The organism is Actinoplanes sp. NBRC 103695, from assembly GCF_030269485.1.
In the GTDB taxonomy this organism is placed as follows: domain Bacteria; phylum Actinomycetota; class Actinomycetes; order Mycobacteriales; family Micromonosporaceae; genus Actinoplanes.
This window is the reverse complement of record NZ_BSTL01000020.1, coordinates 95,858-120,431: the sequence shown is the minus strand read 5'-3', so window position 1 is coordinate 120,431 and position 24,574 is coordinate 95,858. Positions and strand designations below refer to the sequence as shown.

Annotated in this window: 21 protein-coding genes; 12 read left to right on the top strand and 9 right to left on the bottom strand. The window is 71.1% G+C overall.

What is annotated here, in order from left to right; translation table 11 throughout:
- Positions 1–2: 2 nt before the first annotated feature.
- Together QSK31_RS32440 and QSK31_RS32435 are read right to left on the bottom strand one after the other, a co-directional pair.
- Positions 3–1,385 carry a hypothetical protein gene (locus tag QSK31_RS32440; RefSeq protein WP_285688382.1) on the bottom strand — a complete coding sequence of 461 codons (1,383 nt, stop codon included), beginning with the start codon at positions 1,383–1,385 and terminating at the stop codon, positions 3–5.
- A gap of 29 nt (positions 1,386–1,414) precedes the next feature.
- The gene (locus QSK31_RS32435; protein ID WP_285688381.1) at positions 1,415–2,257 is read right to left on the bottom strand and encodes a hypothetical protein; all 843 of its coding nucleotides are present in this window, start codon (positions 2,255–2,257) and stop codon (positions 1,415–1,417) included.
- 345 nt (positions 2,258–2,602) lie between these two features.
- On the opposite strand from QSK31_RS32435, the gene QSK31_RS32430 reads away from it, so the two are divergent.
- On the top strand, positions 2,603–2,779 hold the full coding sequence (locus QSK31_RS32430) for a hypothetical protein (protein ID WP_285688380.1): 177 nt from the start codon (positions 2,603–2,605) through the stop codon (positions 2,777–2,779).
- A gap of 34 nt (positions 2,780–2,813) precedes the next feature.
- On the opposite strand, the gene clpB is transcribed toward QSK31_RS32430, so the two are convergent.
- Positions 2,814–5,405, bottom strand: a complete 2,592-nt coding sequence (gene clpB / locus QSK31_RS32425; RefSeq protein ID WP_285688379.1) for an ATP-dependent chaperone ClpB — start codon at positions 5,403–5,405, stop codon at positions 2,814–2,816.
- Positions 5,406–5,506: 101 nt separating this feature from the next.
- Here clpB and QSK31_RS32420 point away from each other — a divergent pair, with 101 nt between their 5' ends.
- The 4 genes from QSK31_RS32420 (at position 5,507) to QSK31_RS32405 (ending at position 9,003) form a co-directional block, all read left to right on the top strand.
- Complete coding sequence (locus QSK31_RS32420; RefSeq protein WP_285688378.1) at positions 5,507–6,703, top strand: sugar efflux transporter; 1,197 nt, start codon at positions 5,507–5,509, stop codon at positions 6,701–6,703.
- A gap of 10 nt (positions 6,704–6,713) precedes the next feature.
- The gene (locus QSK31_RS32415; protein WP_285688377.1) at positions 6,714–7,211 is read left to right on the top strand and encodes a cation:proton antiporter regulatory subunit; all 498 of its coding nucleotides are present in this window, start codon (positions 6,714–6,716) and stop codon (positions 7,209–7,211) included.
- A gap of 3 nt (positions 7,212–7,214) precedes the next feature.
- The gene (locus QSK31_RS32410; RefSeq protein ID WP_285688376.1) at positions 7,215–8,420 is read left to right on the top strand and encodes a cation:proton antiporter; all 1,206 of its coding nucleotides are present in this window, start codon (positions 7,215–7,217) and stop codon (positions 8,418–8,420) included.
- Between the two features lie 136 nt (positions 8,421–8,556).
- On the top strand, positions 8,557–9,003 hold the full coding sequence (locus QSK31_RS32405) for a hypothetical protein (RefSeq protein ID WP_285688375.1): 447 nt from the start codon (positions 8,557–8,559) through the stop codon (positions 9,001–9,003).
- A gap of 6 nt (positions 9,004–9,009) precedes the next feature.
- On the opposite strand, the gene QSK31_RS32400 is transcribed toward QSK31_RS32405, so the two are convergent.
- The 4 genes from QSK31_RS32400 to dnaK form a co-directional block, all read right to left on the bottom strand.
- Positions 9,010–9,441: a heat shock protein transcriptional repressor HspR gene (locus QSK31_RS32400; protein WP_285688374.1), complete on the bottom strand. Its 432-nt coding sequence runs from the start codon at positions 9,439–9,441 to the stop codon at positions 9,010–9,012.
- 165 nt (positions 9,442–9,606) lie between these two features.
- Complete coding sequence (gene dnaJ / locus QSK31_RS32395) at positions 9,607–10,803, bottom strand: molecular chaperone DnaJ (RefSeq protein ID WP_285688373.1); 1,197 nt, start codon at positions 10,801–10,803, stop codon at positions 9,607–9,609.
- Between the two features lie 79 nt (positions 10,804–10,882).
- Entirely contained in the window at positions 10,883–11,599 is a 717-nt protein-coding gene (gene grpE, locus QSK31_RS32390) for a nucleotide exchange factor GrpE (RefSeq protein WP_285688372.1), read from the bottom strand.
- Positions 11,596–13,497, bottom strand: a complete 1,902-nt coding sequence (dnaK, locus tag QSK31_RS32385) for a molecular chaperone DnaK (protein ID WP_285688371.1) — start codon at positions 13,495–13,497, stop codon at positions 11,596–11,598. The genes grpE and dnaK overlap by 4 nt, the downstream gene beginning before the upstream one ends.
- Positions 13,498–14,644: 1,147 nt before the next feature.
- Here dnaK and QSK31_RS32380 point away from each other — a divergent pair.
- Genes QSK31_RS32380 through QSK31_RS32370 form a run of 3 tightly spaced genes read left to right on the top strand, consistent with a single transcriptional unit; the run spans position 14,645 to position 19,294 of the window.
- On the top strand, positions 14,645–16,378 hold the full coding sequence (locus QSK31_RS32380) for an ABC transporter (RefSeq protein ID WP_285688449.1): 1,734 nt from the start codon (positions 14,645–14,647) through the stop codon (positions 16,376–16,378).
- Entirely contained in the window at positions 16,375–18,048 is a 1,674-nt protein-coding gene (locus QSK31_RS32375) for a GTPase family protein (RefSeq protein ID WP_285688369.1), read from the top strand. Before QSK31_RS32380 ends, QSK31_RS32375 begins: the two co-directional genes overlap by 4 nt.
- Positions 18,049–18,082: 34 nt before the next feature.
- Positions 18,083–19,294 carry a hypothetical protein gene (locus tag QSK31_RS32370; protein WP_285688368.1) on the top strand — a complete coding sequence of 404 codons (1,212 nt, stop codon included), beginning with the start codon at positions 18,083–18,085 and terminating at the stop codon, positions 19,292–19,294.
- A gap of 108 nt (positions 19,295–19,402) precedes the next feature.
- On the opposite strand, the gene QSK31_RS32365 is transcribed toward QSK31_RS32370, so the two are convergent.
- Positions 19,403–19,624 (bottom strand): hypothetical protein, encoded by a 222-nt coding sequence (locus QSK31_RS32365; RefSeq protein WP_285688367.1) that lies wholly within the window; start codon positions 19,622–19,624, stop codon positions 19,403–19,405.
- Positions 19,625–19,686: 62 nt separating this feature from the next.
- On the bottom strand, positions 19,687–20,079 hold the full coding sequence (locus QSK31_RS32360) for a hypothetical protein (protein WP_285688366.1): 393 nt from the start codon (positions 20,077–20,079) through the stop codon (positions 19,687–19,689).
- A gap of 251 nt (positions 20,080–20,330) precedes the next feature.
- Between QSK31_RS32360 and QSK31_RS32355 the strand changes: the two genes are divergently transcribed.
- The 4 genes from QSK31_RS32355 (at position 20,331) to QSK31_RS32340 (ending at position 24,552) form a co-directional block, all read left to right on the top strand.
- Positions 20,331–20,654, top strand: a complete 324-nt coding sequence (locus QSK31_RS32355) for a hypothetical protein (RefSeq protein WP_285688365.1) — start codon at positions 20,331–20,333, stop codon at positions 20,652–20,654.
- A 390-nt stretch (positions 20,655–21,044) separates the two neighbouring features.
- Positions 21,045–22,184 (top strand): pyruvate dehydrogenase (acetyl-transferring) E1 component subunit alpha, encoded by a 1,140-nt coding sequence (pdhA, locus tag QSK31_RS32350; protein ID WP_285688364.1) that lies wholly within the window; start codon positions 21,045–21,047, stop codon positions 22,182–22,184.
- Positions 22,181–23,164 (top strand): alpha-ketoacid dehydrogenase subunit beta, encoded by a 984-nt coding sequence (locus QSK31_RS32345; RefSeq protein WP_285688448.1) that lies wholly within the window; start codon positions 22,181–22,183, stop codon positions 23,162–23,164. Before pdhA ends, QSK31_RS32345 begins: the two co-directional genes overlap by 4 nt.
- A 5-nt stretch (positions 23,165–23,169) precedes the next feature.
- Complete coding sequence (locus tag QSK31_RS32340; RefSeq protein ID WP_285688363.1) at positions 23,170–24,552, top strand: dihydrolipoamide acetyltransferase family protein; 1,383 nt, start codon at positions 23,170–23,172, stop codon at positions 24,550–24,552.
- Positions 24,553–24,574 lie beyond the last annotated feature (22 nt).

The following is a 24,574-nucleotide window of genomic DNA, read 5'->3' as shown; positions in this document are numbered from 1 at the left end:
CCTCAGTCGGAGCTGCGGCCCGTCGGGGTGCCATCGCTGGTAGAGGTGCCATCGCTATCGGACTCCGGGCGAGGAGTCGCGGGATGCGTAGAGGCCGGTGCGGAGCTCGCAGCCTGCGTGGGCTCGGCGTAGGGCGGCGCGAGAGGCGTCGGCGACGAGGCAGCGGTCGGGATCGTCGCAGTGCCCTCTGACCAGGCGTCCTCCGACGCGGGACGGCCACCCGGAGGCAGGTCCTGACCGGCGGGAGCGGCCGAAGCAGGCGCGGCCACGAACGGCGCAGAGGCTGCGGGTGCGGGCGGCGCAGGAGCGACGTTGGGCGGCGCAGGCGGCGCGGATGCGGCGTTGGGCGGCGCGGGTGCGGCCGAAGGCGGAGTAGGAGCTGGGCGCGACCAGAAAGCGTGGTCCTCGGCCGAGGGCGCGGGCCCACCCGGATACGGCGGCCCAGCCGCTGCCTGTGGCGGCATGCCCGGGCCCGCCGGAAAGGCCGGCGCAGCCCCGGCCTGCGGTGGCGCGCCCTGACCCGCTGGGAAGGCCTGCCCAGCTGCAGGCGGGAAGGCTGACGTGGGCTGAGGCGGGAAGGCCGACGTGGGCTGAGGCGGAAATGCCGGCGCGGCCTGGGGTGGCGCGCCCTGACCTGCCGGGAAGGTGGGCGCGCCCGGGAAGGCCGCCGCCGGGTCGTGGCCGGGATATCCGGTGGCGGCCGGCACACCCGAGCCGGGCGCCGCGGCGGGAGCGCCGGGATTCGCGGCATACGTGTTGGCCGATCCGTATGTCGGCAATGCGACATAGGACTGGGGACGGGCCGCCGGATCGTCGCCCTTGCGGAAGAACGCTCGCGGGCCGAGGACGAGCAGCAGGGCCACGACCAGGTAGCCCACCGTCTGTGCGATCGCCAGGCCCACGTTGAGGCTGATCCAGGACTCCGGGTACGCCTCGGACAGGGCGAAACCGAGCGTCCCCGGCGTACTCGGGCCTGATCGTTGCGCGCCCACCGCGATGCCGGAGCCGCAGCCGAACAGCATGCCCAGCCCACAGACCACCCAGGTCGCGACGCGGGCGCCGGAACTGCCGCGGCGCAGGGCGAGCGCCAGCACGATGTAGAGGGCGAACAGCACGACCGCCAGCACCGTGCCGAGGGCGGCGAACGTCCACACCACCGTCACGTACCCGTCGATGTCGCTGCTGCTCGCCTGGCCGGCGCCGGACCGGAAGCGGTCGAGGACGCCGGGGGTGACCGTCAGCGTGACCACGGCGTAGACGAGGCCGACGAACGCCATCACCAGCAGCAGCCCGGCGGCCAGCTGCACCGTTGCCGGCCTGCGCGGCGAGTCCGTCGGGGTCGGCGGCGGTGGCGCCTGGGTGGGATACGCGGCGGCGTAGGACATGAGGGGAACCTACCCGGGTGATCGTCCGATCAGGGCTGCGAGGTCGGATCCGTCGGCGGACGCTGCTCGTCCTCGGAGCGGCTCCACGGGTCCGACGAGGGCTGAGCAGGCGGAGGCGGCTGCGCGGGAGGCTGGGCCGGTGGGTACTGCGGCTGCTGAGCGGCCGGGGGCGGCGGCTGGCCCGGGGCATAGGGCCCGGCCGGGTAGGTCGGGTACTGCGGTTGCTGGGGCTGCTGCGGAGCGCCGGGGTACTGCGGGTAGGGCGGCTGGCCGCCGGGATATCCGGCGTACGGCACCGAGGGGTCGAAGCCTCGCGCGGGACGGCGGAAGAACGCGTTCGACGCGGGCAGTGCGAGCAGGATCACCACGCCGAGGATGGCCAGCACCCACACGATGTTCAGCGTGGTGGTCAGCGGCTGGTACCAGGACGGCAGCGCGTTGTCGAGCGCCGACTGCAGCTCCTGGGTGGTGGGCCCGCCGGTGTTGCCGGACGACTCGAGCTGGCTGAGCGGCCCGCTGGCGGCCGTACCGAGCAGGCCGAAGCCGCCGCAGCACAGCATCAGGCCGCCGAGCACCCAGGTGGTGATGCGTGCGCCGTTGCGGCCACGGTTGTTGAAGATGGAGAGGATCGCCAGGCCGGCCGCGACCAGCACGTAGATCACGACGCCGCCGACGCTGGAGGCGACCACGATCGACTCGGTGCCCTCCATGGGGGTGCCTTGGTAGAGGTCGCTGTAGACCTCGGACATCTGGCTGACCGTGGTGAGCGTCAGAACGCTCTGGATCAGCACGATCGCCGCCGTCGCCCAGAGCAGATAGGTGGAGACGCTGACGGTGGCCGGCCGCGTGCCCGGGTACGTCGGATTGGTCACGATCCCCCCTCGTAGATCAGTTCACGGTATCGGTCGGGCGCCATGGTCGCGACCGCGGTACAGAACCCGCGACCCTGTGGCAACATCGCCCGGGATGGTGCTTTCCGCCCGATTAAGTCGCCCTTTCAGGGGGCGACATCGACCGATCCCGGCACCTACACTTCCATCCCGTGGCGCCCAGCTGGCAGCAGAGACCTCCAGCGGCCCACCGTGCCCATCCGAGTCGCCGCCCGCGCACCTACGTCGCAGGGGACCAGGCAGACCGGATCCGGGCACCCACCCGATTGCGCCGGCCGCGTGACCACACCGCGGCCGCCCCAGACCTGCAAAGGACCGGTGAGTCCCATGCCACAAGCCGACACTCTGACCGTCGTTCACCATGACGACACGAGGACCCGCTACAAGGACGTGCGATATCAGCTCGTCCGCGGCGGGATCAGGATCTGGTCCGACGAGGGCGAGCATGCCTTCGAGGACATTCTGATGACCCACGCCTACCGGCAACGGGAGGCGAACGACTAGCGAAAAGCCCCGGGCACGATGCCCGGGGCTTTTTTCATGCGCGGCGTACGCCAAGGGTGTCTTTTTCCGCACCGAGATCGACGAGCACGGTGTCGCCGTCGGCGATGTCCCCGGCCAGCAGCGCCCGGGCCAGCGAGTCGCCGATCGCGGACTGCACGAGCCGGCGCAGCGGGCGGGCGCCGTAGATCGGGTCGAACCCGTGCTCGCCCAGCCAGCGCACCGCGTCGTCGGAGACCTCCAGGCTGAGCCGCCGCTCGCCGAGCCGCTGACGCAGCCGCCCCAGCTGGATCTCCACGATCGCCGCCAGGTCCTGCGAGGTCAGCGAGTGGAACACCACGATGTCGTCGAGCCGGTTGAGGAACTCGGGCTTGAAATGCGAGCGGACGGTGGCCATGACCTCCTCGCGCCGGGCGTCCTCGCTGAGCGTGAAGTCGGAGACGACCGACGAGCCCAGGTTGGAGGTGAGCACCAGGATGGCGTTGCGGAAGTCGACCGTACGGCCCTGTCCGTCCGTGAGCCGGCCGTCGTCGAGCACCTGGAGCAGCACGTCGAAGACGTCCGGGTGGGCCTTCTCCACCTCGTCGAGCAGCACGACGCTGTACGGCCGCCGCCGCACCGCCTCGGTCAGCTGCCCGCCCTCCTCGTAGCCGACGTAGCCGGGCGGGGCGCCGACGAGCCGGGCGACTGAGTGCTTCTCGCCGTACTCGCTCATGTCGATCCGGACCATCGCCCGCTCGTCGTCGAACAGGAAGCCGGCCAGCGCCTTGGCCAGCTCGGTCTTGCCGACGCCGGTGGGGCCGAGGAAGAGGAAGCTGCCGGTGGGCCGGTCGGGGTCGGCGACACCGGCCCGGGCGCGGCGTACGGCGCCGGACACCGCGGCCACCGCCTCGACCTGCCCGACCACCTTGGCCTGCAGTGACTCCTCCATGCGCAGCAGCTTGGCCGTCTCGCCCTCGAGCATCCGGCCGGCCGGGATGCCGGTCCAGGCGGAGATCACCTCGGCGATGTCGTCGGCGCCGACGTCCTCCTTGACCATCGGCGGCTCGGCGGGCGCGTCCTTCTCGGCCGCCGCGGCCACCTCGATCTCCTTCTTCAGCGCGGGCATGACCTCGTAGAGCAGGCGGGACGCCTTCTCCAGGTCGCCGTCGCGCTGGGCGCGTTCCTGCTCGGCGGTGGTCTCGTCGAGCCGTTTCTTCAGCTCGCCGACCCGGTTGAGGCCGCCGCGTTCACGCTCCCAGCGGGCGGTCAGCGCGGTCAGCTCCTCCTCGCGGTCGGCGAGGTCGCGCTCGAGCTTTTCCAGCCGGGCCCGGGACGCCGGGTCGGTCTCCTTGGCCAGGGCCAGGCGCTCGACCCGCATCCGGTCCACCTGACGCTGGAGCTGGTCCAGGGCCACCGGCCGCGAGTCGATCTCCATGCGCAGCCGGGACGCGGCCTCGTCGATCAGGTCGATGGCCTTGTCCGGCAGGAACCGGTCGGTGATGTAGCGGTCGGACAGCGCGGCGGCGGCCACCAGCGCGCCGTCGGTGATCTGGACGCGGTGGTGCGCCTCGTACCGCCCCTTGAGCCCGCGCAGGATGCCGATGGTGTCCTCGACGCTCGGCTCGCCGACCACGACCGGCTGGAAGCGCCGCTCCAGCGCCGGGTCCTTCTCGATGTGCTCGCGGTACTCGTCCAGCGTGGTCGCGCCGACCATCCGCAGCTCACCCCGGGCCAGCATCGGCTTGAGCATGTTGCCGGCGTCCATCGAGCCCTCGGCCTTGCCGGCGCCGACGACCGTGTGCAGCTCGTCGAGGAAGGTGACGATCTTGCCGTTGGAGTTGCGGATCTCCTCGAGCACCGACTTGAGCCGCTCCTCGAACTGCCCGCGGTACTGCGCGCCGGCCACCATCGCGCCGAGGTCGAGCGACACCAGGCGCTTGTCGCGCAACGACTCGGGCACGTCACCCGCGACGATGCGCTGGGCGAGGCCCTCCACGATGGCGGTTTTGCCCACGCCTGGCTCGCCGATCAAGACCGGGTTGTTCTTCGTACGCCGGGAGAGCACCTGAACGACGCGTCTGATCTCGGTGTCCCGCCCGATGACCGGGTCGATCTTGCCGTCGCGCGCCTGGGCGGTCAGGTCGATGCTGTATTTCTCCAGCGCCTTGTAGCTCTCCTCGGGCTCCTCCGAGGTCACCCGGCGATCGCCGCCACGGACCTCGGGGAACGCCGCGACCAGCGACTCCTCGGTGGCGCCGGCGTCGCGCAGGGCCGTGCCCACCGCCCCGCCGACCCGGGCCAGGCCGGCCAGCAGGTGCTCGGTGGAGATGTACTCGTCGCCGAGCGGCTTGGCGAGCAGCTCGGCCTCGCCGATCGCGTTGACGAACTCGCGGGACAGGCTGGGCTCGGCGATGCTCGATCCGCGGGCGGACGGCATCTGCTCGAGGGTGCGTACGGCGGTGCGCCGGATGTCGATCGGGTTGGCGCCGACGGCCCGCAGCAGGCCGGGGGCGGTTGACCCGCCGGTGTCCAATAGAGCCAGCAGCATGTGCCATGGCTCGACGGTGGCGTGGCCGCGCTGTCCGGCGTCGGATACGGCCGCCTTGATGACGTCACGGCTCTTGGTCGTGAGGCGTTCGGCGTTCATGTGCTCCCCTGATGACAAACCACGAACTCGCAGAGTTGAGCCTAGTCCGCTCAACCCTAATCGTCGACTCAATGTCGGACCTTCGCCGTAACGTCTGAGGAATGCCGACCCTCACCCGTCCCGCGCTGGCGCGCATGTTCGTGCCGCTCGGCCTGGTCTTCCTCGCTGTCGGCATCTCGGTCGCCCTGGTCATCCCGTTCCTGTCGCTCTTCCTCAGCACCGAGGTCGACGCGGGGCCGATCCAGGTCACCGTGATGCTGGTCGCCGGACCGCTCTCCGGCGTGGTGGCCGGCACCCTGATCGGCCGGCTCTCCGACAAGCGCCCGATCCGGCGCAAGCTGCTGATCGGCGCCGCGTTGTTCGGGCTGGTCGGCGCCGGGCTGCTCACGGTCGTCCGGGACTACTGGGCGGTCTTCGCCATCCAGGTCACCATCCTGGCCGTCGCGGGCTCGCTCTTCCCCCAATCCTTCGCGTACGCCCGGGAGGTCCTGGAACGGGTGATGCCGGGCCGGTCGGCGATGGGCATCACCAGCCTGCGCACGGTGTTCTCGATCGCCTGGGTGGCCGGCCCGCCGCTGGCCGCGGTGCTGATCGAGGCGGGCGGCTTCAAGCTCGTCTACGGCGCCGCCGCCGTGCTGTACGGGCTGGCCGCGGCACTGGCCGCGGTCTCGCTGCCCGACGTGCGTCCCCTCGATCCGTCCCCGGACGACGTCGTGCCGGACGACCCGGTGCCGGTCCCCGGACGCGCCAAGCTCCTGCTGATCACGGTGATCTTCACGGCGCTGCAGTGCCCGCTGACCCTGGGCGTGCAGGCCCTGCCCCTGTACATCAGCCGCAACCTCGGCGGCGAGGTGTCCGACGCCGGGCTGGTGCTCGGCCTGTGCGCCCTGCTGGAGATCCCGCTGCTGCTGGGGCTGGGTTGGCTGTCCACCCGGGTGCCGGTCCGTGCCGTGATCATCGGCGGCGCGGCCTGCGGCATCGTCTACTTCCTGATCGTCTTCTCGGCCGGCGAGGTGTGGATGCTGCTGGCCGCCCAGGTGATGAACGCGCTGTTCATCGCCGCGGTGTCCGGGCCGTCGATCAGCTTCGTCCAGGACCTTCTGCCCGCCGAACCGGGCCGGGCGACCACCCTGTTCACCAACACGTTCCCGATCGGGGCGATGCTGGCCGGGCCGCTGTTCGGGGTGGCGCAGCGGTTCGACTACCGCCTGGCCTATGTGATGTGTGCCGCCCTGTGCGCGGTGGGACTGGTGTTGCTGATGGTCATGCGCACCAATGTGCGGCCACGCGTGAGTTAGCGTTGATGACGTGCGCGTACGGGTAGAACAGACTCCGCTTCCGGGCATCGGCGTCCGGCACGACCTGATCACGTCCTCCGGTCGTACCGTTGGCGTGGTCTCACACCGCAACGGCCGGCGCGACCTGGTCCTCTACGACGTGGACGACCCGGATGCCTGCCTGGCCGCGATCCCGCTGACCGACGACGAGGCGGAGGCCCTGGCCGACGTCCTCGGCGCGTCCCTGATGCTGGGCCAGCTCGCCGGGCTGCGCCAGCAGGCGGCCGGGCTGCTCACCGAGCAGATCGCGCTGCCCGCCGGGTCGCCGTTCGTGGGCCGGCGGCTGGGCGACACCCGCGCACGTACCCGGACCAGCGCCTCGATCGTCGCTGTGCTGCGCGACCGCGAGGTGATCGCCTCCCCCGGGCCGTCCTTCGCCTTCGAGGCGAACGACGTGGTGGTCGCGGTCGGCACCCGGGAGGGGCTGAGCGGCGTCACCGCGATCCTGGCCGGCGAGGACGACGACTGACCCGTGCATGAGACGACGATCCTCCTCATCGAGGTCGGCGCCCTTCTCTTCGCGCTCGGCATGCTGGGCCGGCTGGGCCGCCGGTTCGGGCTCTCGCCCATTCCGCTCTACCTCCTGGCCGGTCTGGCCTTCGGGCACGGCGGTCTGCTGCCGCTCTCGGCCAGCGAGGAGTTCATCGAGGTCGGCGCCGAGATCGGCGTGATTCTGCTGCTGGTCATGCTGGGCCTGGAGTACTCCGCAACCGAGCTGGTCGGCAACCTGCGCGCCTCGGCGTCGTCGGGCGTGCTCGACATGCTGCTCAACGCGCTGCCCGGCGCGGGCTTCGCGTTCCTGCTCGGCTGGGGCTGGGAGGCGGCGCTCGTGCTGGCCGGCATCACCTGGGTGTCGTCCTCCGGCGTGATCGCCAAGGTGCTCGGCGATCTGGGCCGGCTCGGTAACCGGGAGACCCCGGTGATCCTGTCCGTCCTGGTCATCGAGGACCTGGCGATGGCCTTCTATCTGCCGCTGGTGACCGCGGTGCTGGCCGGGGTGGGCCTGGTCGGCGGCCTGGAGGCGCTGGCGGTCGCGGTGGTCACGGTGATCGCGGTGCTGGTCGTCGCGATCCGGTACGGCGGGGCGATCTCCAGCTTCATGTCCGTCCGCGACCCGGAGGCGCTGCTGCTCAGCGTGCTGGGCCTGACCCTGTTCGTGGCCGGGGTGGCGGCCGAGCTCAACGTGTCCGCCGCGGTCGGCGCGTTCCTGGTCGGCATCGCGCTGTCCGGCGCCGTCGCGCATCGGGCGACCGAGATGCTGTCCCCGCTGCGGGACCTCTTCGCGGCGGTCTTCTTCGTGTTCTTCGGGCTGTCCACCAACCCGGCGGACATGCCACCGGTGCTGTTGCCTGCGCTGGGGCTGGCCGTCCTCACCATGCTGACCAAGGTCGCCACCGGGTGGGTCGCGGCCAAGCGGGTGGGTATCGCGCTGCCCGGCCGGGTGCGGGCGGGCCTGGCGCTGATGCCTCGCGGCGAGTTCTCGGTGGTCATCGCCGGCCTCGCGGTCGCGTCCGGCCTCGAGCCCGAGCTGGCGCCGCTGGCCACCGCGTACGTCCTCATCACGGTGGTCAGTGGACCCATGCTGGCCCGCCTGCCCGATTATCCCTGGTTCAAGGCATTCATCCGGCGACGGGTGGCCTTGTCCCGGCCGCCGGCACCGCTCGCCGCCCCCGAATAACGGCGCATCCAGCCGACGAGCAGCACAAAGCTACTGGTCAGTACCAGAATGTGAACGGATAGACCTTTCGCTCGACGGCGGGTGCGCGCTAGCGTTCCGCTGACAGTTTCGTGTTTTGGAACACTCGGGTGGCGACGTGAGCTTGCGTGAATCGACATTCATGGGATTCGCGAACCCGGTGGACCCGCGGCCGGAAGAGCTTCAGTCGTGGGCATACCACCCCGAGTCGGTGCCGCTGGACTCGATGCCCCCAGATTGGGATCTCCTGATCGCGGGTGACGTCCTCGGCCCGACCCTCTTCGAGCTGGCGATGGACCGGCAGTGCCCAGCGCGCCGGTTCGCGCTGCACTGCATGCACATCTACGCCGCCGACGGCGTTCGTCAGAACGCGTCCTCGCAGCGTAAGCGCCGGCTGAAGAAGTATGTGGAGCGCGCCGAGGAGGTCGGCGACGAGCCGATGCAGATCTGGGCGCACAACTGCCGCGTGCTGATGACCCGCCCCGAGCTCTTCGACTACGAGGAGTGGATCGAGGGTGGCCTGGTTCGCCACCCCCGCCGGCTGGGCCTCTTCCACCGCAGGTAAAGCGTCCTACGGCTTGCGCGGCCGCCAGACCACCAGAGCCGTCGACGGGCGCTCCTGCCGCACCAGGTCACGTCCCGGGTAAGCGGCCATCGCCTCGGCCTGCGCCACCCGGGTGTACGCCTCGTTCAGCTCCGCCTCCAGCTCGGCGACCCGCTGTTGCAGGTCGCCGACCAGCTGTTCCAGGCCGATGATGCGCTTGATGCCGGCCAGGTTGACGCCGTCGTCCTGACTGAGCCGCTGCACCTCGCGGAGCAGCGCGACATCCCGCTCGCTGTACCGCCGGCCGCCGCCACCGGCCCGGCCGGCCTGCACCAGACCGAGCCGGTCGTACTGCCGGAGGGTCTGCGGGTGCATCCCGGCCAGGCGCGCGGCCACGGAGATGATCAGGACCTTCGCGTCGGAGGACTGCTCCACCGAGATGTTGATCTCTTCATACATGTGCCACCGCCCGTCGCTCGTTCCCGCTCATCCTTACCCGAATCCGCCCTGTCCGAGCCGGCCCATCCGAGCCGGCCCATCCGAGTCGGCCCATCCGAGTCGGCCCGTCCGAGTCGGCCCGTCCGAGTCGGCCCGTCCGAAGCCGGCCCCATTTCGAAGCCGGCCCTATCCGAGCCGGCGGAGACGCGCCTCGATGCGGTCCCGGCCGGCCGGCGAGGTCAGCTTCGCGAACTGCTCCAGCGCGTCCCGTGCCTCGTCCGAGATCTGCGCCGGAACCTGCACCTCGACCGTGACGATCAGGTCACCGGCCTCGCCGTTGCGGCGCAGCACTCCCTTGCCCCGCGCGCGCAGCTTGCGTCCGCTCGGGGTGCCCGGTGGCACGCGCAGCGTGACCGGGGTGTCCATCGTGGGCACCCGCAGGTCGGTGCCGAGCACGGCCTCGGCCATCGTTATCGGCACAGTCAGCGTGAGGTCGTCGCCGCTGCGCCCGAACAGGTCGTCGGGCCGGACCTTGACCTGCACGTACAGGTCGCCGGCCGGGCCGCCACGCTCGCCCGGCTCGCCCCGGCCGCTGAGCCGGATGCGCTGCCCGTCGCCGACGCCGGCCGGGAACCGCACGTTGATCGTGCGGTTCTTGGTGACGCCGCCGCTGCCACGGCACTCGGGGCATTTCTGGTCGACGATGCTCCCCGCGCCCTGACACTCGCGGCACGGCTCGGAGAAGCTGAACGACCCCTGGTTCCGCGAGATCAGACCGGTGCCGGAGCACTGCGGGCAGGTGCGCGGCACGGTGCCCGGCTTGGCGCCGTTGCCGTGACACGTGTCGCAGACGCCCGGCGACCGCAGCGTCAGCGGCAGCGTCGTGCCCTGGACCGCGTGTACGAAGTCGAGCGTGACCTCGGCCTCCACGTCGCGGCCCCGCTGCGGCCCGCTGCGCCGGGGGCCGGCCCCGCCGGTGCCGCTCCCGCCCGAGAAGATCGAGCTGAAGATGTCCGAGAACCCGGCGCCACCGAACCGGCGGTCACCGGGCGAACCCGCCGCTCCGCCCGCGCCGGTGAAACCACCGAACAGGTCGGACGGGTCGAAGCCGGCACCGGAGCGCGCGCCCCGGCGGAACGCGCCCGAGCCGAACAGCGAGCGCATCTCGTCGTACTCTTTGCGCTTCTTCTCGTCGGAGAGCACGTCGTACGCCTCGGAAGCGGCCTTGAACTTGTCCTCCGCCTCCTGGTTGCCCGGGTTGCGGTCGGGGTGCAGCTCGCGTGCCAGCTTGCGGTACGCCTTCTTGATCTCGTCCGAGGAGGCGGACTTGCTCACCCCGAGGACGGCGTAGAAGTCCTTCTCCAGCCAGTCCTTCGAACTCAATTGATCCACCTCCTCTGCGACGCTGCTTTTCCGCACGTCCCGCCCACCGTCTTACCGGCGGGCGGGATCTTGTGTGGAGTCACTCCGGGTCGGCGACCGCGACGAGGGCGGGCCGCAGCAGCCGCTCGCCCAGTGTGTAACCGCGACGCATCACCTCGACGCAGGTCGGCTCCTTGACGTCCGGGGACGTCAGGTGTGCCACGGCCTCGTGCCGGGTCGGGTCGAAGGGGTCGCCCTTCTCGCCGAACGCCACCAGCCCGAACTTGCCGGTGGCCGCCGTCAGCGTCTCGGCCACCGTCGCGAACGGCCCCTTGAGGTCGTCGTGCTCCCGGGCCCGGTCGATGTCGTCGAGCACCGGCAGCAGCGCGGACAGCACCGCACCGGTGGTCTGCTCGGCGGCCGTGCCCCGGTCACGGTCGACCCGCTTGCGGTAGTTGGCGTACTCCGCCGTCACCCGCTGGAGGTCGAGCGTGCGCTCCTCCAGATCGGTACGCAGCGCCTCGAGCTCGGCGCCGAGGGCCGGAGCCGGAGGCTTTGGCGCTGCCGGTGTTGCTGCCGGTGCCGGCGCCGGTGTGGGCGCCGACGCCGGCTTCTCGGTAGGAGTGACCTCGGCGCCGTCCTCGGGGTCGGCGGCGCGGTGCGCACCGCCGGACCGCTTGGACTCCTTCGCCTTGGCTTCCTTGGCGTCGCTCACAGACTCCCCTGCAACCTTGCCGTTCGGATTGATCTTGCGCCGATCACGGATGACGACCCGCTCGGTCGCCTGACCGTCGTTCTCGTCCTCCGCGCGGCTCACTTCTTGTCGTCCTCGACGATCTCGGCGTCGACCACGTCGTCCTGGCCGCCGGCCGGGCCACCGGTCGTGCCGGCGGTCGGGCCACCGGCCGCACCCGCGGCGCCCGGCGCCTGGGTGCCGTCCGGACCGGGCCCACCGGGGGCGCCCTGGGTGCCGTCGGGCTGCTGCTGCGAGTACAGCAGCGAACCGGCCTCCTGAGACACCTTCGCGAGGTTCTCGTGCGAGGTCTTGATCTTCTCGATGTCGTTGCCACCGAGCGCGCCACGCAGGTCACCGAGAGCCTCGGAGATCTTGGTGCGGTTCTCCTCGGGCAGCTTGTCGCCGCTCTCGGCCAGGAACTTCTCGGTCTGCCACTGAAGCTGCTCGGCCAGGTTGCGGGTCTCCGCATCCTCCTTGCGCTTCTTGTCGTCGTCCGCGTGGTCCTGAGCGTCGCGCATCATGCGCTCGATGTCGTCCTTCGGCAGCGCGGAGCCACCGGTGATCGTCATCTTCTGCTCCTTGCCGGTGCCCATGTCCTTGGCGGCCACGTGCACGATGCCGTTCGCGTCGATGTCGAAGGTGACCTCGATCTGCGGCACGTTGCGCGGCGCCGGGGGCAGGCCGGTCAGCTCGAAGGTGCCGAGCTTCTTGTTGTAGGCCGCGATCTCCCGCTCGCCCTGGAACACCTGGATCAGCACCGACGGCTGGTTGTCGTCGGCCGTGGTGAAGACCTCGGAGCGCTTGGTCGGGATGGTCGTGTTGCGCTCGATCAGCTTGGTGAAGATGCCGCCCTTGGTCTCGATGCCCAGCGACAGCGGGGTCACGTCGAGCAGCAGGACGTCCTTGACCTCACCCTTGAGCACACCGGCCTGCAGCGCGGCGCCGACGGCCACGACCTCGTCCGGGTTGACGCCCTTGTTCGGCTCGCGGCCGATCAGGCTCTTGACCAGCTCGGACACGGCGGGCATGCGGGTCGAGCCGCCGACCAGGATCACGTGGTCGACATCCGACACCTTGATGCCGGCGTCCTTGATGGCCTGCTCGAACGGGGACTTGCAGCGGTCCAGCAGGTCCTGCGTCATGCGCTGGAACTCGGCCCGGCTCAGGCTCATGTCCAGGTGCAGCGGCCCGTCCGGGCCGGCCGTGATGTACGGCAGGTTGATGCTGGTGGTGGTCGCCGCGGACAGCTCGATCTTCGCCTTCTCGGCGGCCTCACGCAGACGCTGCAGAGCCATCTTGTCCTGGCTCAGGTCGATGCCGTTGGCGCCGCGGAAGGTCTTGACCAGGTGGTCGATGACCCGCTGGTCCCAGTCGTCGCCACCGAGGTGGTTGTCACCCGAGGTGGACTTGACCTCGATGACGCCCTCGCCGAGCTCCAGCAGCGAGACGTCGAAGGTGCCGCCGCCGAGGTCGAAGACCAGGACGGTCTGCTCCTTGGAGCCCTTGTCCAGGCCGTACGCCAGCGCGGCGGCGGTGGGCTCGTTCACGATCCGCAGGACGTTGAAGCCCGCGATCTCGCCGGCCTCCTTGGTGGCCTGCCGCTGTGCGTCGTTGAAGTACGCCGGGACGGTGATCACCGCGTCGGTGACCGTCTCGCCCAGGTAGGCCTCGCTGTCCCGCTTGAGCTTCATCAGCACCCGCGCGGAGATCTCCTGCGGGGTGTACTTCTTGCCATCGATGTCGATGTTCCAGTTCGTGCCGACCTCACGCTTCACCGAGCGGATGGTCCGGTCCGGGTTGGTCACCGCCTGGCGCTTGGCGACCTCGCCGACCAGCACCTCCCCGTTTCGCGCGAAGGCGACGATGGACGGGGTCGTCCGAGAGCCCTCCGCGTTGGCGACGACGGTGGGCTCGCCTCCTTCCAGAACGCTGACGCAGGAGTTCGTGGTGCCGAGGTCGATGCCGACCGCTCGTGCCATGTTGTAGTCCTCGCTTCTTTCGTCACGTGGTGCGGTCCCCAAGTTGAGTGGACCGGGCTCAATGATGCCACGGACATGCACGTCGTCAAATCGAAGTTGAGCGGATGCGACGCAAGTCCTGTTGGCTACATACCTGTCCGGTCACGGCACACGGGTACCTGTTGTCTGAGTCGTATAGATCGGGCACGCTTTACGCGTGACGACGCAGGGTGACGCGGCGGGTCCGGCGGCCTCCGCCGAGCCTGGCATTCCGACGTCCTCCTCCGCAGGGCGACAACCAACTTCCCAGAGCGAAAAACCATTGGATACGCGGACAGAAGAGTCCCGTCAGGTCGAGCAGACGGCACCTGCCGGCTCCGGGCCGTTGCCCGCCGCCGGACGTGGTGGTGGGTCGAGCCCCGAGCCGGACGATGAACCCACCGTGGCCGCCCAGCCACCCGAGCCATCGACTCCCGTCGAGACATCCGCTCCCACCGACGAGCCCGAGGCGGCAAAGGTCGACAACGCAAAGGTCGACAAGACCGAGGTCGAGACGCCGCCCCTGTCCGGAACGGCGGCTGACGAGAGGCCGACGACCGACATTTCCGACAAGTCGGACGCTGCCGCGGCCAGAGGTGAGGAGGCGAAGGCCGAGCCGCAGCCGACCGCCGACGCGAAGCGGGACGATGAGGCGGAGCCGACCGCCGACGCGAAGCGGGACGCGGACGATGAGGCGGAGCCGACCGCCGAGGTGGCGGCCGAGCCCACGCCCGCAGGCAAGCCCACGCCCGCAGGCAAGCCCACGCCCGCCGACGAGCCCACCCTGGTGGAACCGCCGACCGACGAGAAGACCGAGGTGAAGCCCGCCGACGAGCCCACCCTGGTGGAGCCGCCGGCTGACGAGAAGACCGACGAGAAGACGGCCGACGTCGCCGACTCGGACGAGCCGACAGTCAAGACCGAAGCTCCGGCGGAGCCGGTGCTCAAGCCGGATCCGACGGTCCAGGAGCCGCTCAAGCTGGCCCTGCCACCGAGAAACGGCCCGCCGCCCAAGGTTCCGGTCGCGCCGCCCAAGTCGCCCGCCGCACCGCCCAAATCGCCCGCCGCACCGCCCAAGTCGCCCGCCGCACCGGCCAAGACGTCGGCGGCGCCGCCCGCGGCTCCGGGTGTGCCGGTTGAGGTGCCGGCCTCCGTCAGCGAGCTGGCGACCGCGCTCGACCGGCTGCGCTCGGCGATCGGCGCGGCCGCGTACCCGCTGGTCATGCCCTCCGCCGAGGAAGCGCGACGGATCGGCCGGGCCCTGGTGTCGCAGCTGGACGACTATCTGCTGCCTCGGCTGGCGCGGCTCGACGCGCCGCTGCTCGTGGTCGTCGGCGGATCCACCGGCGCAGGCAAGTCGACGCTGGTCAACAGCCTGGTGCGGGCTCCCGTGAGCGCGGCGGGGGTGCTGCGCCCGACCACCCGGTCGCCGGTGCTGGTCGGCCACCCGGACGACATGCCCTGGTTCCGCAAGGGCGAGCTGTTGCCGGGGCTGGTGCGCACGACCGTGTCCAGTGCCGACCCACGGACGTTGCAACTGGTCACGGCGCCGGCGTTGGGACCGGGGCTGGCGTTCCTGGACGCGCCGGACATCGACTCGGTGGTCGAGGGGAACCGCAAGCTCGCCGCCCAACTGCTGGCCGCCGCCGATCTGTGGCTGTTCGTGACGACCGCCGCGCGCTACGCCGACGCGGTGCCTTGGGAACTGCTGACCACCGCCCGCCTGCGGGGCACCGTGATCGCGCTGGTGCTGGACCGGGTGCCGCCGGAGGCCGCCGGGGAGATCTCCGCGCACCTGGGCGAGATGCTGGCCGAGCACGACATGTCGGCGGCGCCGCTGTTCGTGCTGCCCGAGGTGGCGCTGGGCGGGCAGGTGCTGCTGCCGGAGGACGTGACCCGGCCGCTGCACGACTGGTTCGAGAAGCTGGCCGCCGACTCCGGCGCCCGGTCGGCGGTGGTGCGGCAGACGCTGGACGGGGCGCTGGCCGCGCTCGGCCCGGCCGTCGAGGGGCTGGCCGACGCCGCCGACGATCAGGCGCTGGCCGCGTCCGCGCTGGACGAGCGGGTGACCGCGGCGTACCGGACCGCCAAGCGGGTGGTCGCCGACGGTCTGCAGGACGGGCGGCTGCTGCGTGGCGAGGTGCTGGCGCGCTGGCAGGAGTTCGTCGGGACGGGCGAGTTCCTGCGGGCGCTGGAGTCGCGGGTCGGTCAGCTGCGGGACAAGATCGTGTCGGTCGTGACCGGGCGTCCCACGCCGGGGCGTAACCTGCAGGCGGCCCTGGAGTCGCAGCTGGTCACGCTGCTGCGCGGGGTGTCGTCGGACGCCGCCGAGCAGGCCTATGCGGCGTGGCAGGCGCATCCGGCCGGCTCCGCGCTGCTCGAGCCGGCCATGCAGAAGCCGTCCGCGGATCTCGCCGCCCGGGCGGATCGGCTGGTTCGCGACTGGCAGCACTGGGTGCTGGACCTGGTGCGGGAGGAAGCCGGCGACAAGCGGTTCGTGGCGCGCGCCGGGGCGTACGCGGTGAATGGTCTTGGTCTTGCGGTGATGATCGCGGTCTTCACCTCGACGGCGTTCATTCCCACTGGCGCCGAGGTGGCGGTCGGTGCGGGCACCACGGTCGCCGCGCAGAAGCTGCTGGAGGCGATCTTCGGGGATCAGGCGATCCGGACGCTCGCCGAGCGGGCCCGGGAAAACCTGCTGTCCCGTGTGGACGAGCTGCTGGATGCCGAGGCGGCGCGGTACACCGACCGGACCTCCGCGGTGGGCCTGGAGCTGGAGCCGGGGGCGACCCTGCGCCAGGCGGCCGCCGATGTGGAACGCTCACGGGGAGAGCTCGCGTTGACCGCGGACGGTGACCGATGAGTCTGGTGGAAAAGGTGCGCGAATCCCTGACCGGCGACGACGGCCGGATCGACGCCGATCGGCTGGTCGGCAGGCTGGAGTCGCTGTCCCGGTTCCTGCGGGTGACCGACCCGTACCTGCCGGACGGTGACCTGGTCGCCGCGCACACGCTGGTGGAGCGGGCCGGCACCCGGCTGAAGCTGTCCCAGGACCACACCGTGGTCGCGCTCGCCGGGTCCACCGGCAGCGGCAAGTCCAGCCTGTTCAACGCGCTGGCCCGGCTGAAGCTGTCGCCGGTGGGTGTACGGCGGCCGACCACCGGCGTCGCGCACGCCTGCGTGTGGGGTCCACTGGACCAGGCGAACCGGCTGCTCGACTGGGTCGGGGTGCTGCCGCGCCAGCGGTACGTGCGGGAGAGCGCCCTGGACGGCGACGACGAGGCCTCGCTGCGCGGGCTGGTGCTGCTGGACCTGCCCGACTTCGACTCGGTCGACCGCGGGCACCGGCTGGAGGTGGACCGGCTGCTCGGCCTGGTCGACCAGGTGATCTGGGTGGTCGACCCGCAGAAGTACGGCGACCGGATCCTGCACAACGCGTACCTGAAGCAGTTCAAGCAGCACTCCGACGTGACCGTGGTGGTGCTCAACCAGGCCGACCGGCTGTCCGCGGCGGACACCGAGATCGTGCTCGCCGACCTGCGCCGCCTGCTGGACGAGGACGGGCTGGAGACGGCGCCGGTGATGGCCACCTCGGCGAAGCAGCCGGGGATGCTCAACGAGCTTCGCGAGTCCTTGGAGAAGACGGTCGCCGAGCGGCAGGCCTCGCTGCGCCGGCTGGCCGGTGACCTGGACTCGGTGAGCGAGCAGCTGGCCGAGATGATCGGGCCGCCGGCGGCCGAGGACGAGGTGGACCGGGCGACCGTGCGGCAGTTGTCGGAGGCGCTGGCGGCGTCGGCCGGGGTGCCCGCGGTGGCCGAGGCGACCGGTAACGCGTACCGGCACCGGGCCGCCTCCGCGACCGGCTGGCCGCTGGTCAAGGGCCTGCGCAAGCTTCGTCCGGATCCGCTGAAGCGGCTGCACCTCACCCCGGCCGAGGCCAAGACGCCCGGCACCGATGTCGAGGTCGTGTCACGCACGTCGCTGCCGCCGGCGACCGCCGCGCAGAAGTCGGCGGTCGGGCTCTGCGTGCGGGCGGTCGCCGCCCGGGCCGCGGCGCCGATCCCGGAGGTCTGGGCGCCGGCGCTGAACACGGCCGCCCGGTCCCGGTCGGATGATCTGCCGGACGCGCTCGACCGCGCGGTCGGTTCCACCGATCTGGGGATGAGCCGTACGCCGATCTGGTGGCGCGTCGTCGGCGGGCTGCAGTGGCTGCTGGTGGTGGCCGCGGTGGCCGGGCTGGGCTGGGTGGTGGCCGGCGCTTTCGGGCTGGCGCCGCTGGACGCGATCGAGGTGGGCGGGTTCGCTCTGCCGCTGATCCTGCTGGTCGGCGGGCTGGTCCTCGGCATCCTCCTCTGGCTGCTGTTGAAACCCCTGATCAACTGGGCGGCGAAGCGGAGGCGGCGGCGGGCCGAGCAGCGCTTGCAGGCCGCGGTCACCGGGGTGGCACGCGAACATGTGGTCGCGCCGGTTCGGGAAGTGCTGAACGCGTACGCACAGGCGCGTGAAGCTCTGGCCGCCGTCCGTTCTGAGTAGTTCCCGCGGGCCAGGCGACGGGTACGCTCGCGGCATGGCGCCCCCTCAGACTCCGTACGAAGCGGTCCTTCACGCGGCCCGCGACGTGGCGAAGCTCGACTGCGCCCTGGACGCCGAGATGCTCGCCACCGCGCTGCTGGGCAGTGTCTACGCGGTGGCGGACACCGACCGGGCCTCCGCGGTGCGCGACTTCGTCGGCAGCTTCCTCGGTGCGACCAACCGCCGCCGGACGGCGTCGGCGACCACGATCCGTTCGGTGTTCGCCAAGCTGGTGCCCGAGGCGACGGGCGCGGGCGAGGTGCGGCCCGGCACGCAGGCGCCGACCTGGACCGAGCAGGTGGGGCGGGTCCGGGCCACCGGGTGCTACGCCTACGGCGACGTGTACGGCGACCAGACCTCCTACCTGGTGACTTTCGCGTACGACGACAGCACCGCGGGCGGCTCCGACCACGCACTGGTGGCCCTGGTCGACCACAACATCGGCATCACCAAGGACCTGTACGTGGGCAGTCCGGCGTCCCGCATCCTCGGCCAGGTCCGGGAGATGTGCGCGGGCGATGAGCTGACCTGGTTCCGCGAGGAGGACCCCGGCCGCCTCCGGCACGAGGTGGACCGCCACCTGGAGATCACCGACGGGCTGACCGACCTGCCGGCCGAGGGTTCGCTGGCCACCGATCGGGCGCTGGCCGTCTCCCGGCTGCACACACTGCCCGCCTCGACGACGCCCCGGTTGCCCGAGCCGCCGGCCCGCGGTGTGCCGGAGCTGATCCGGGACTTCCTGGCCTCACCCGAGGCGGCCCGGTTCGGCCTTTCCGACGTACGCGCCGACGACGAGCTGGCCAGCCTGCACTTCTGCCTGAGCCTGCTCACCGACCACGCGAGTGGCTTGCCGGACGCCGACCCGCTGCGCTGGAGCCCCGCGGTGGCCGGGTTGTTCCTGCTCGACTGGGTGCACCGGCGCGCGGTGCTGGACATGGACGACGCGGCGATGCTCCCGCGGGTGACCCGGGCCTGGTCGGCGTACGCCGTCCGGCAGCGTGGCCTGCCTGCGTCCGCCGCCGAGCAGATCGACGACGTGGTCGAGGAGATGATCCCGGAGTTCGCCCGGCTCTACGCGACCGGCGAGCGCCGCAGCCCGGCGACGGCGGCGGTGGCCCAGCTCATCTCCGAGGGCGTGGACCCCAACGACACGGACGCCATCGACGCCTGGATCGACCAGAACCGTCACCGCCTCAACGGCGACTGACGTCAACAACGAGAAAGAACGTTCGTTCTCGTTGTTGAGCCGCCCACCGTGGTTGACCGATCGGTCGCGACCGGTTCCGCAGGGCCGAGGGCCGATGCCGGCGGTTCGTCATCGGTTTCGGGCGCGGTCGGCGTGGTGCCGGCCGTGGTGGCTGACCGCCCACGAGTCGTCGGCGCGGTGCTGCGTCTCGGCGTGGTGGTGACCGCGGTAGGAGCGGCTGCCCGACTGTGGCTCGTCCGGGCGGGTGTCGGCGGCCACGTGGTACCGCCGGCTGTTGTGGGTGCGCTCGGCGGTGCGGGCGGGTCGGATGTTGTGCGGGCGCTCGGCCACGGCGGACCTCCGGCTGGTTTCGGACCGGTCTGGCGACCGGTCGATCGAGGTGACGAATTCCTTCAGCGCTTTCCGGGCACGCCGCTCGGCGGCCGTGTCGTCCCGGTCGTGGTGCCGGTCCCGGTCCTGGTGCCGGTCCCGGTCCCGGTGCGGACCGTCGTCGCAGTGCCGGTGACGAGGCCGATCCGGACGGTCGTGACCATGGCCGTGGTGAGCAGGCGGCCGATCCGAGTCGGGCTCCTCAACGGAGTGATCGTCACCCGAGTCGCCATCACCGTCGGAAGGATCAGGCGCCGTGGGCCGGTCCGGTCGATCGGGCGGGGCTGGTCGATCGGGCCGAGCCGGGTGATCCGGTCGTGCCGGGCGATCCGGTCGATCGGGCCGAGCAGGGCGATCCGGTCGTGCAGGGCGGTTGGGCCGGTCGGAATCAGAGCCCCCCGGCTTGGCCCCGCCACCGGGCCTATCGCTGCCGCCCGGCTTCCCGGATCCACCGGGCTTCCCGTCGCCGCCGCCCGGCTTCGCGGGCAGCCAGGTCCACTCGTCCTGGTGATGTTGTGGTTTCTTCGGCGGCTCGGGACGATGAGGCGTGGCGCGCGGAGGCACCACCGTCGGCGGTCGGGGCCGCGGTGGCGTGCTCTGGGCGTACCCCGGCTTGGGTCTCTCGGGCTCGGCGCCGGACGGCCCGGCGCCGGTCGACGGAGGCCGGGTGACAGGCTCTGTCGAGGACGAGGTGACCGGATCGGGCAGCATCGGGACAACCGGCCCGGAGGACGGCAGCGGCAGCAGCGGCACGTCCATCGCGCCGGTGCGGCCGTCGTCGAGCTCGTTGGAGCCGGCCGTGATCGCGGCCAGCGTGGGCAGCGACGCGAGCCCGACGAGCAGCGCGACCAGCAGCACGTACCGGCGGGTCGGGCCACGGAACCCATCGGCGCGGTACACCCCGTTCAGGCGCCGGCGGAGCACCTTGATCGGGGGTACCAGCCCGTCGTCGCCAGGTTCCTGCGGCACCCGTACCCCTCCCGGAGAATGATCAACATTGATCCGCCTGTTGACGAGGTGAACGACGGCGGGACGGGGAGGGATCGGCGGCCAAGAACGTTTCGCGCGGAAGGCCGAGCCCAAAAGCGGCGTACCCGGACAAAGCGCCGCCGCGACGTAACAGCAGAATTTCCTTAGTGTGATCAGCCCGACCTGTAATGGGACTCACGTTCTCTGCCAGGATGGGGACGACGGCACCGCCGCCGTCGCATTCGCCGAACAGCGAGGCGAGGCGCGGGCCGTCGCTCCCCAGGCAGGGGTCGCGATTCCTGCCGCCGAGCCGCGCGGCAGCCTCAACAGGGTCAGGCGCGGCCACCCCAGCGGTTCCGCCGCGCGGACGGGCAACCCCTGCCGTGGGCACGAGATGAACAGGGAGACACAGATGGCGAACGGCGATAGCGAGGTCGGCGCGGACGCTCCGGCCGGCGGCTTCGTCCAACTGCTCACCCCGGACGGCGAACGCGTCGACAGCGTCACCACCGACGACGGCATCACCTACTCGGTCGACTTCACCGACGACGAGTACCGGGGGCTCTACCGCGACCTGGTCACGGTGCGCCGGCTGGACGCCGAGGCGGTCGCGTTGCAGCGGCAGGGCGAGCTCGGACTGTGGGCCAGCCTGCTGGGCCAGGAGGCGGCGCAGGTCGGCTCCGGGCGGGCGCTGCGCAAGAACGACATGGCGTTCCCGACCTACCGTGAGCACGGCGTGCTCTACACCCGCGGCGTCGACCCGATCATGCCGTTCGGCCTGTTCCGCGGCGTCGACCAGGGCGGCTGGGACCCGCTGGAGTTCCGGATCAACACGTACACGATCGTGATCGGCGCGCAGTGCCTGCACGCGACCGGCTACGCCATGGGCATCACCATGGACGGCAAGACCGGCACCCCCGACGGCGAGGCGGCGATCGCCTACTTCGGCGACGGCGCGACCAGCCAGGGTGACGTGCACGAGGCGTTCGTCTGGTCGAGTGTCTTCCACGCCCCGATCGTGTTCTTCTGCCAGAACAACCAGTACGCGATCTCCGAGCCGCTGGAACGGCAGACCCGGGTACCCCTGTACCGGCGGGCGATGGGCTACGGCTTCCCGGGCGTCCGGGTCGACGGCAACGACGTGCTGGCCAGCTACGCGGTCACCAAGACGGCCCTCGACCAGGCACGCAACGGGCAGGGCCCGACGCTGATCGAGGCGTACACGTACCGGATGGGCGCGCACACCACCTCGGACGACCCGTCGCGGTACCGGATCGCCAGCGAGATGGAGTCCTGGAAGGCCAAGGATCCGATCGCGCGGATGCGGGCGTTCCTCACCAAGCAGCAGATCGCCGACGACGCCTTCCTCTCGGAGGTGGACGAGTTCGCCAAGACGCTCGCCCTCGACCTGCGCGAACGAGTGCTGGAGATGCCCGACCCGCAGCCGGTCTCGATGTTCGACAACGTCTACCCGACCGGCTCCGCCGTGATCGACCGGCAGCGCGCCGCGTTCACCGACTACCACGCCTCGTTCGAAGGGAGCGCCCACTGATGGCCGAGACGCTCACCATGGGCAAGGCTCTGAACCACGGCCTGCGCCGCGCCATGGAGAACGACCGCAAGGTCATCGTCATGGGCGAGGACGTCGGCAAGCTGGGCGGCGTCTTCCGGATCACCGACGGCCTGCAGAAGGACTTCGGCGAGGACCGGGTGATCGACACCCCGCTGGCCGAGTCCGGCATCATCGGCACCGCGATCGGCCTGGCCATCCGCGGGTACCGGCCGGTCTGCGAGATCCAGTTCGACGGCTTCGTCTTCCCGGCGTTCGACCAGATCGTCACCCAGGTGGCGAAGATGTTCTACCGGTCGAACGGCAACGTGGCGCTGCCGATCGTGATCAGGATTCCCTACGGCGGCGGCATCGGGGCGGTCGAGCACCACTCCGAGTCACCCGAGGCGCTCTTCTCGCACACCCCCGGCCTCAAGGTGGTGACCTGCTCGAACCCGGCCGACGCGTACGCGATGATCCAGCAGTCGATCGCCTCCGACGACCCGATCGTGTTCTTCGAGCCCAAGCGCCGCTACTGGGAGAAGGGCCCGGTCGAGCTGGAGGCAACACCGGACCAGCCGCTGCACGCCTCACGGGTGGTGCGCGACGGCACCGACGCCACCGTGATCGCGTACGGCCCGATGGTCCGCACGGCGCTGGAGACCGCCGAGGCGGCCACCGAGGACGGCCGGCAACTGGAGGTCATCGACCTGCGTACCCTCTCGCCCCTCGATCTTGACCCGGTCTTCGCCTCGGTACGGAAGACGGGGCGTTGCATCGTGGTGCACGAGGCGCCGGGCAACCTGGGCCTGGGCTCGGAGATCGCGGCGCGGGTCAGCGAGGAGTGCTTCTACTCGCTGGAGGCGCCGGTGCTGCGCGTGACCGGCTACGACATCCCGTACCCGGCCGCCCGCGTCGAGGAGGAGTACCTGCCCGACCTGGACCGGATCCTGGACGCCCTCGACCGATCGTTCGGGTGGTGAAAGCGATGTCGCGCATCAAGGAGTTCACGCTGCCCGACCTGGGCGAGGGCCTGACCGAGGGCGAGATCCTGTCCTGGCTGGTCAAGGTCGGCGACCTGATCGAGCTGAACCAGATCATCGTCGAGGTGGAGACGGCCAAGGCGGCGGTCGAGATCCCGGCGAAATGGGCCGGCCGGGTCGCGAAGATCTTCGTCGAGGCCGGCACGACGGTCGAGGTCGGCGCCCCGATCGTCTCGATCGACACGGATCCGTCCGCGGGCCCGACGCCGTCGGAGGAGACGCTCGCCGAGGTGCAGATCGCGCCGGCGGAGGGTGCGATCGAGCCCGGCCTGATCGGTGGTCCGGCGCCCGGCGGCCGCACCGCCGTGCTGGTGGGTTACGGCCCGAAAACCACAACTGCCAAGAGACGACCCCGCTCGAGTACGCCCGCAGCGTCCACAACCGCAGCACCGCCTGCTCGTCCTCAGCCGGCGCCCAGCCCTTCGCCCGCCCCGCCGCCTCGCGACGTCCCGGTTACGACTACCGCCGGAACCAACGGCCGCGTCCTCGCCAAGCCCCCGGTCCGGAAGCTCGCGAAGGACCTGGGAATCGACCTGGCGACCTTGGCCGGCAGTGGCCCGTCCGGGTCCGTGACGCGTGACGACGTCCTGTCCGCCACCGCGCCGGCGGCGGTCGAGTCCGGTGCTCGCGAGCAGCGCATCCCGATCAAGGGCGTCCGCAAGCTGACCGCGGCGAACATGGTGGCCTCGGCGTTCACAGCGCCGCACGTCACCGAGTTCCTGACCGTGGACGTCACCCGTTCGACGAAAGTGCTGGACCGGCTCAAGGCCCGCCCCGAGTTCCGCGACCTGCGGATCTCACCGCTGCTGCTGGTGGCCAAGGCGGTGCTGGTCGCGATCGGCCGGCACCCGATGGTCAACTCCACCTGGTCCGGCGACACCGGCGAGATCATCGTCAAGGACTACGTGAACCTGGGCATCGCCGCGGCCACCGAGCGCGGGCTGATCGTGCCGAACGTCAAGGACGCCGGCCGGCTCACCCTGCGCGAGCTGGCCGAGGCGCTGAACGGCCTGGTCCAGGTGGCGAAGTCCGGGAAGACGCCGCCGTCCGACATGGCCGGTGGCACGTTCTCGATCACCAACGTCGGCGTCTTCGGCGTGGACACCGGCACGCCGATCCTGCCGCCCGGCGAGTCGGCGATCCTCTGCTTCGGCGCGATCCGTCCCACTCCCTGGGTGCACAAGGGCAAGATCAAGATTCGCCAGGTCACCACGCTCGGCCTCTCCTTCGACCACCGCATCGTCGACGGCGAGCTCGGCTCGAAGTTCCTGCGCGACATCGGCCGGTTCCTGGAGGACCCCGAGGAGGCCCTCCTCTCATGGACGTAAGGCAACCGGGTATCTCAACCTA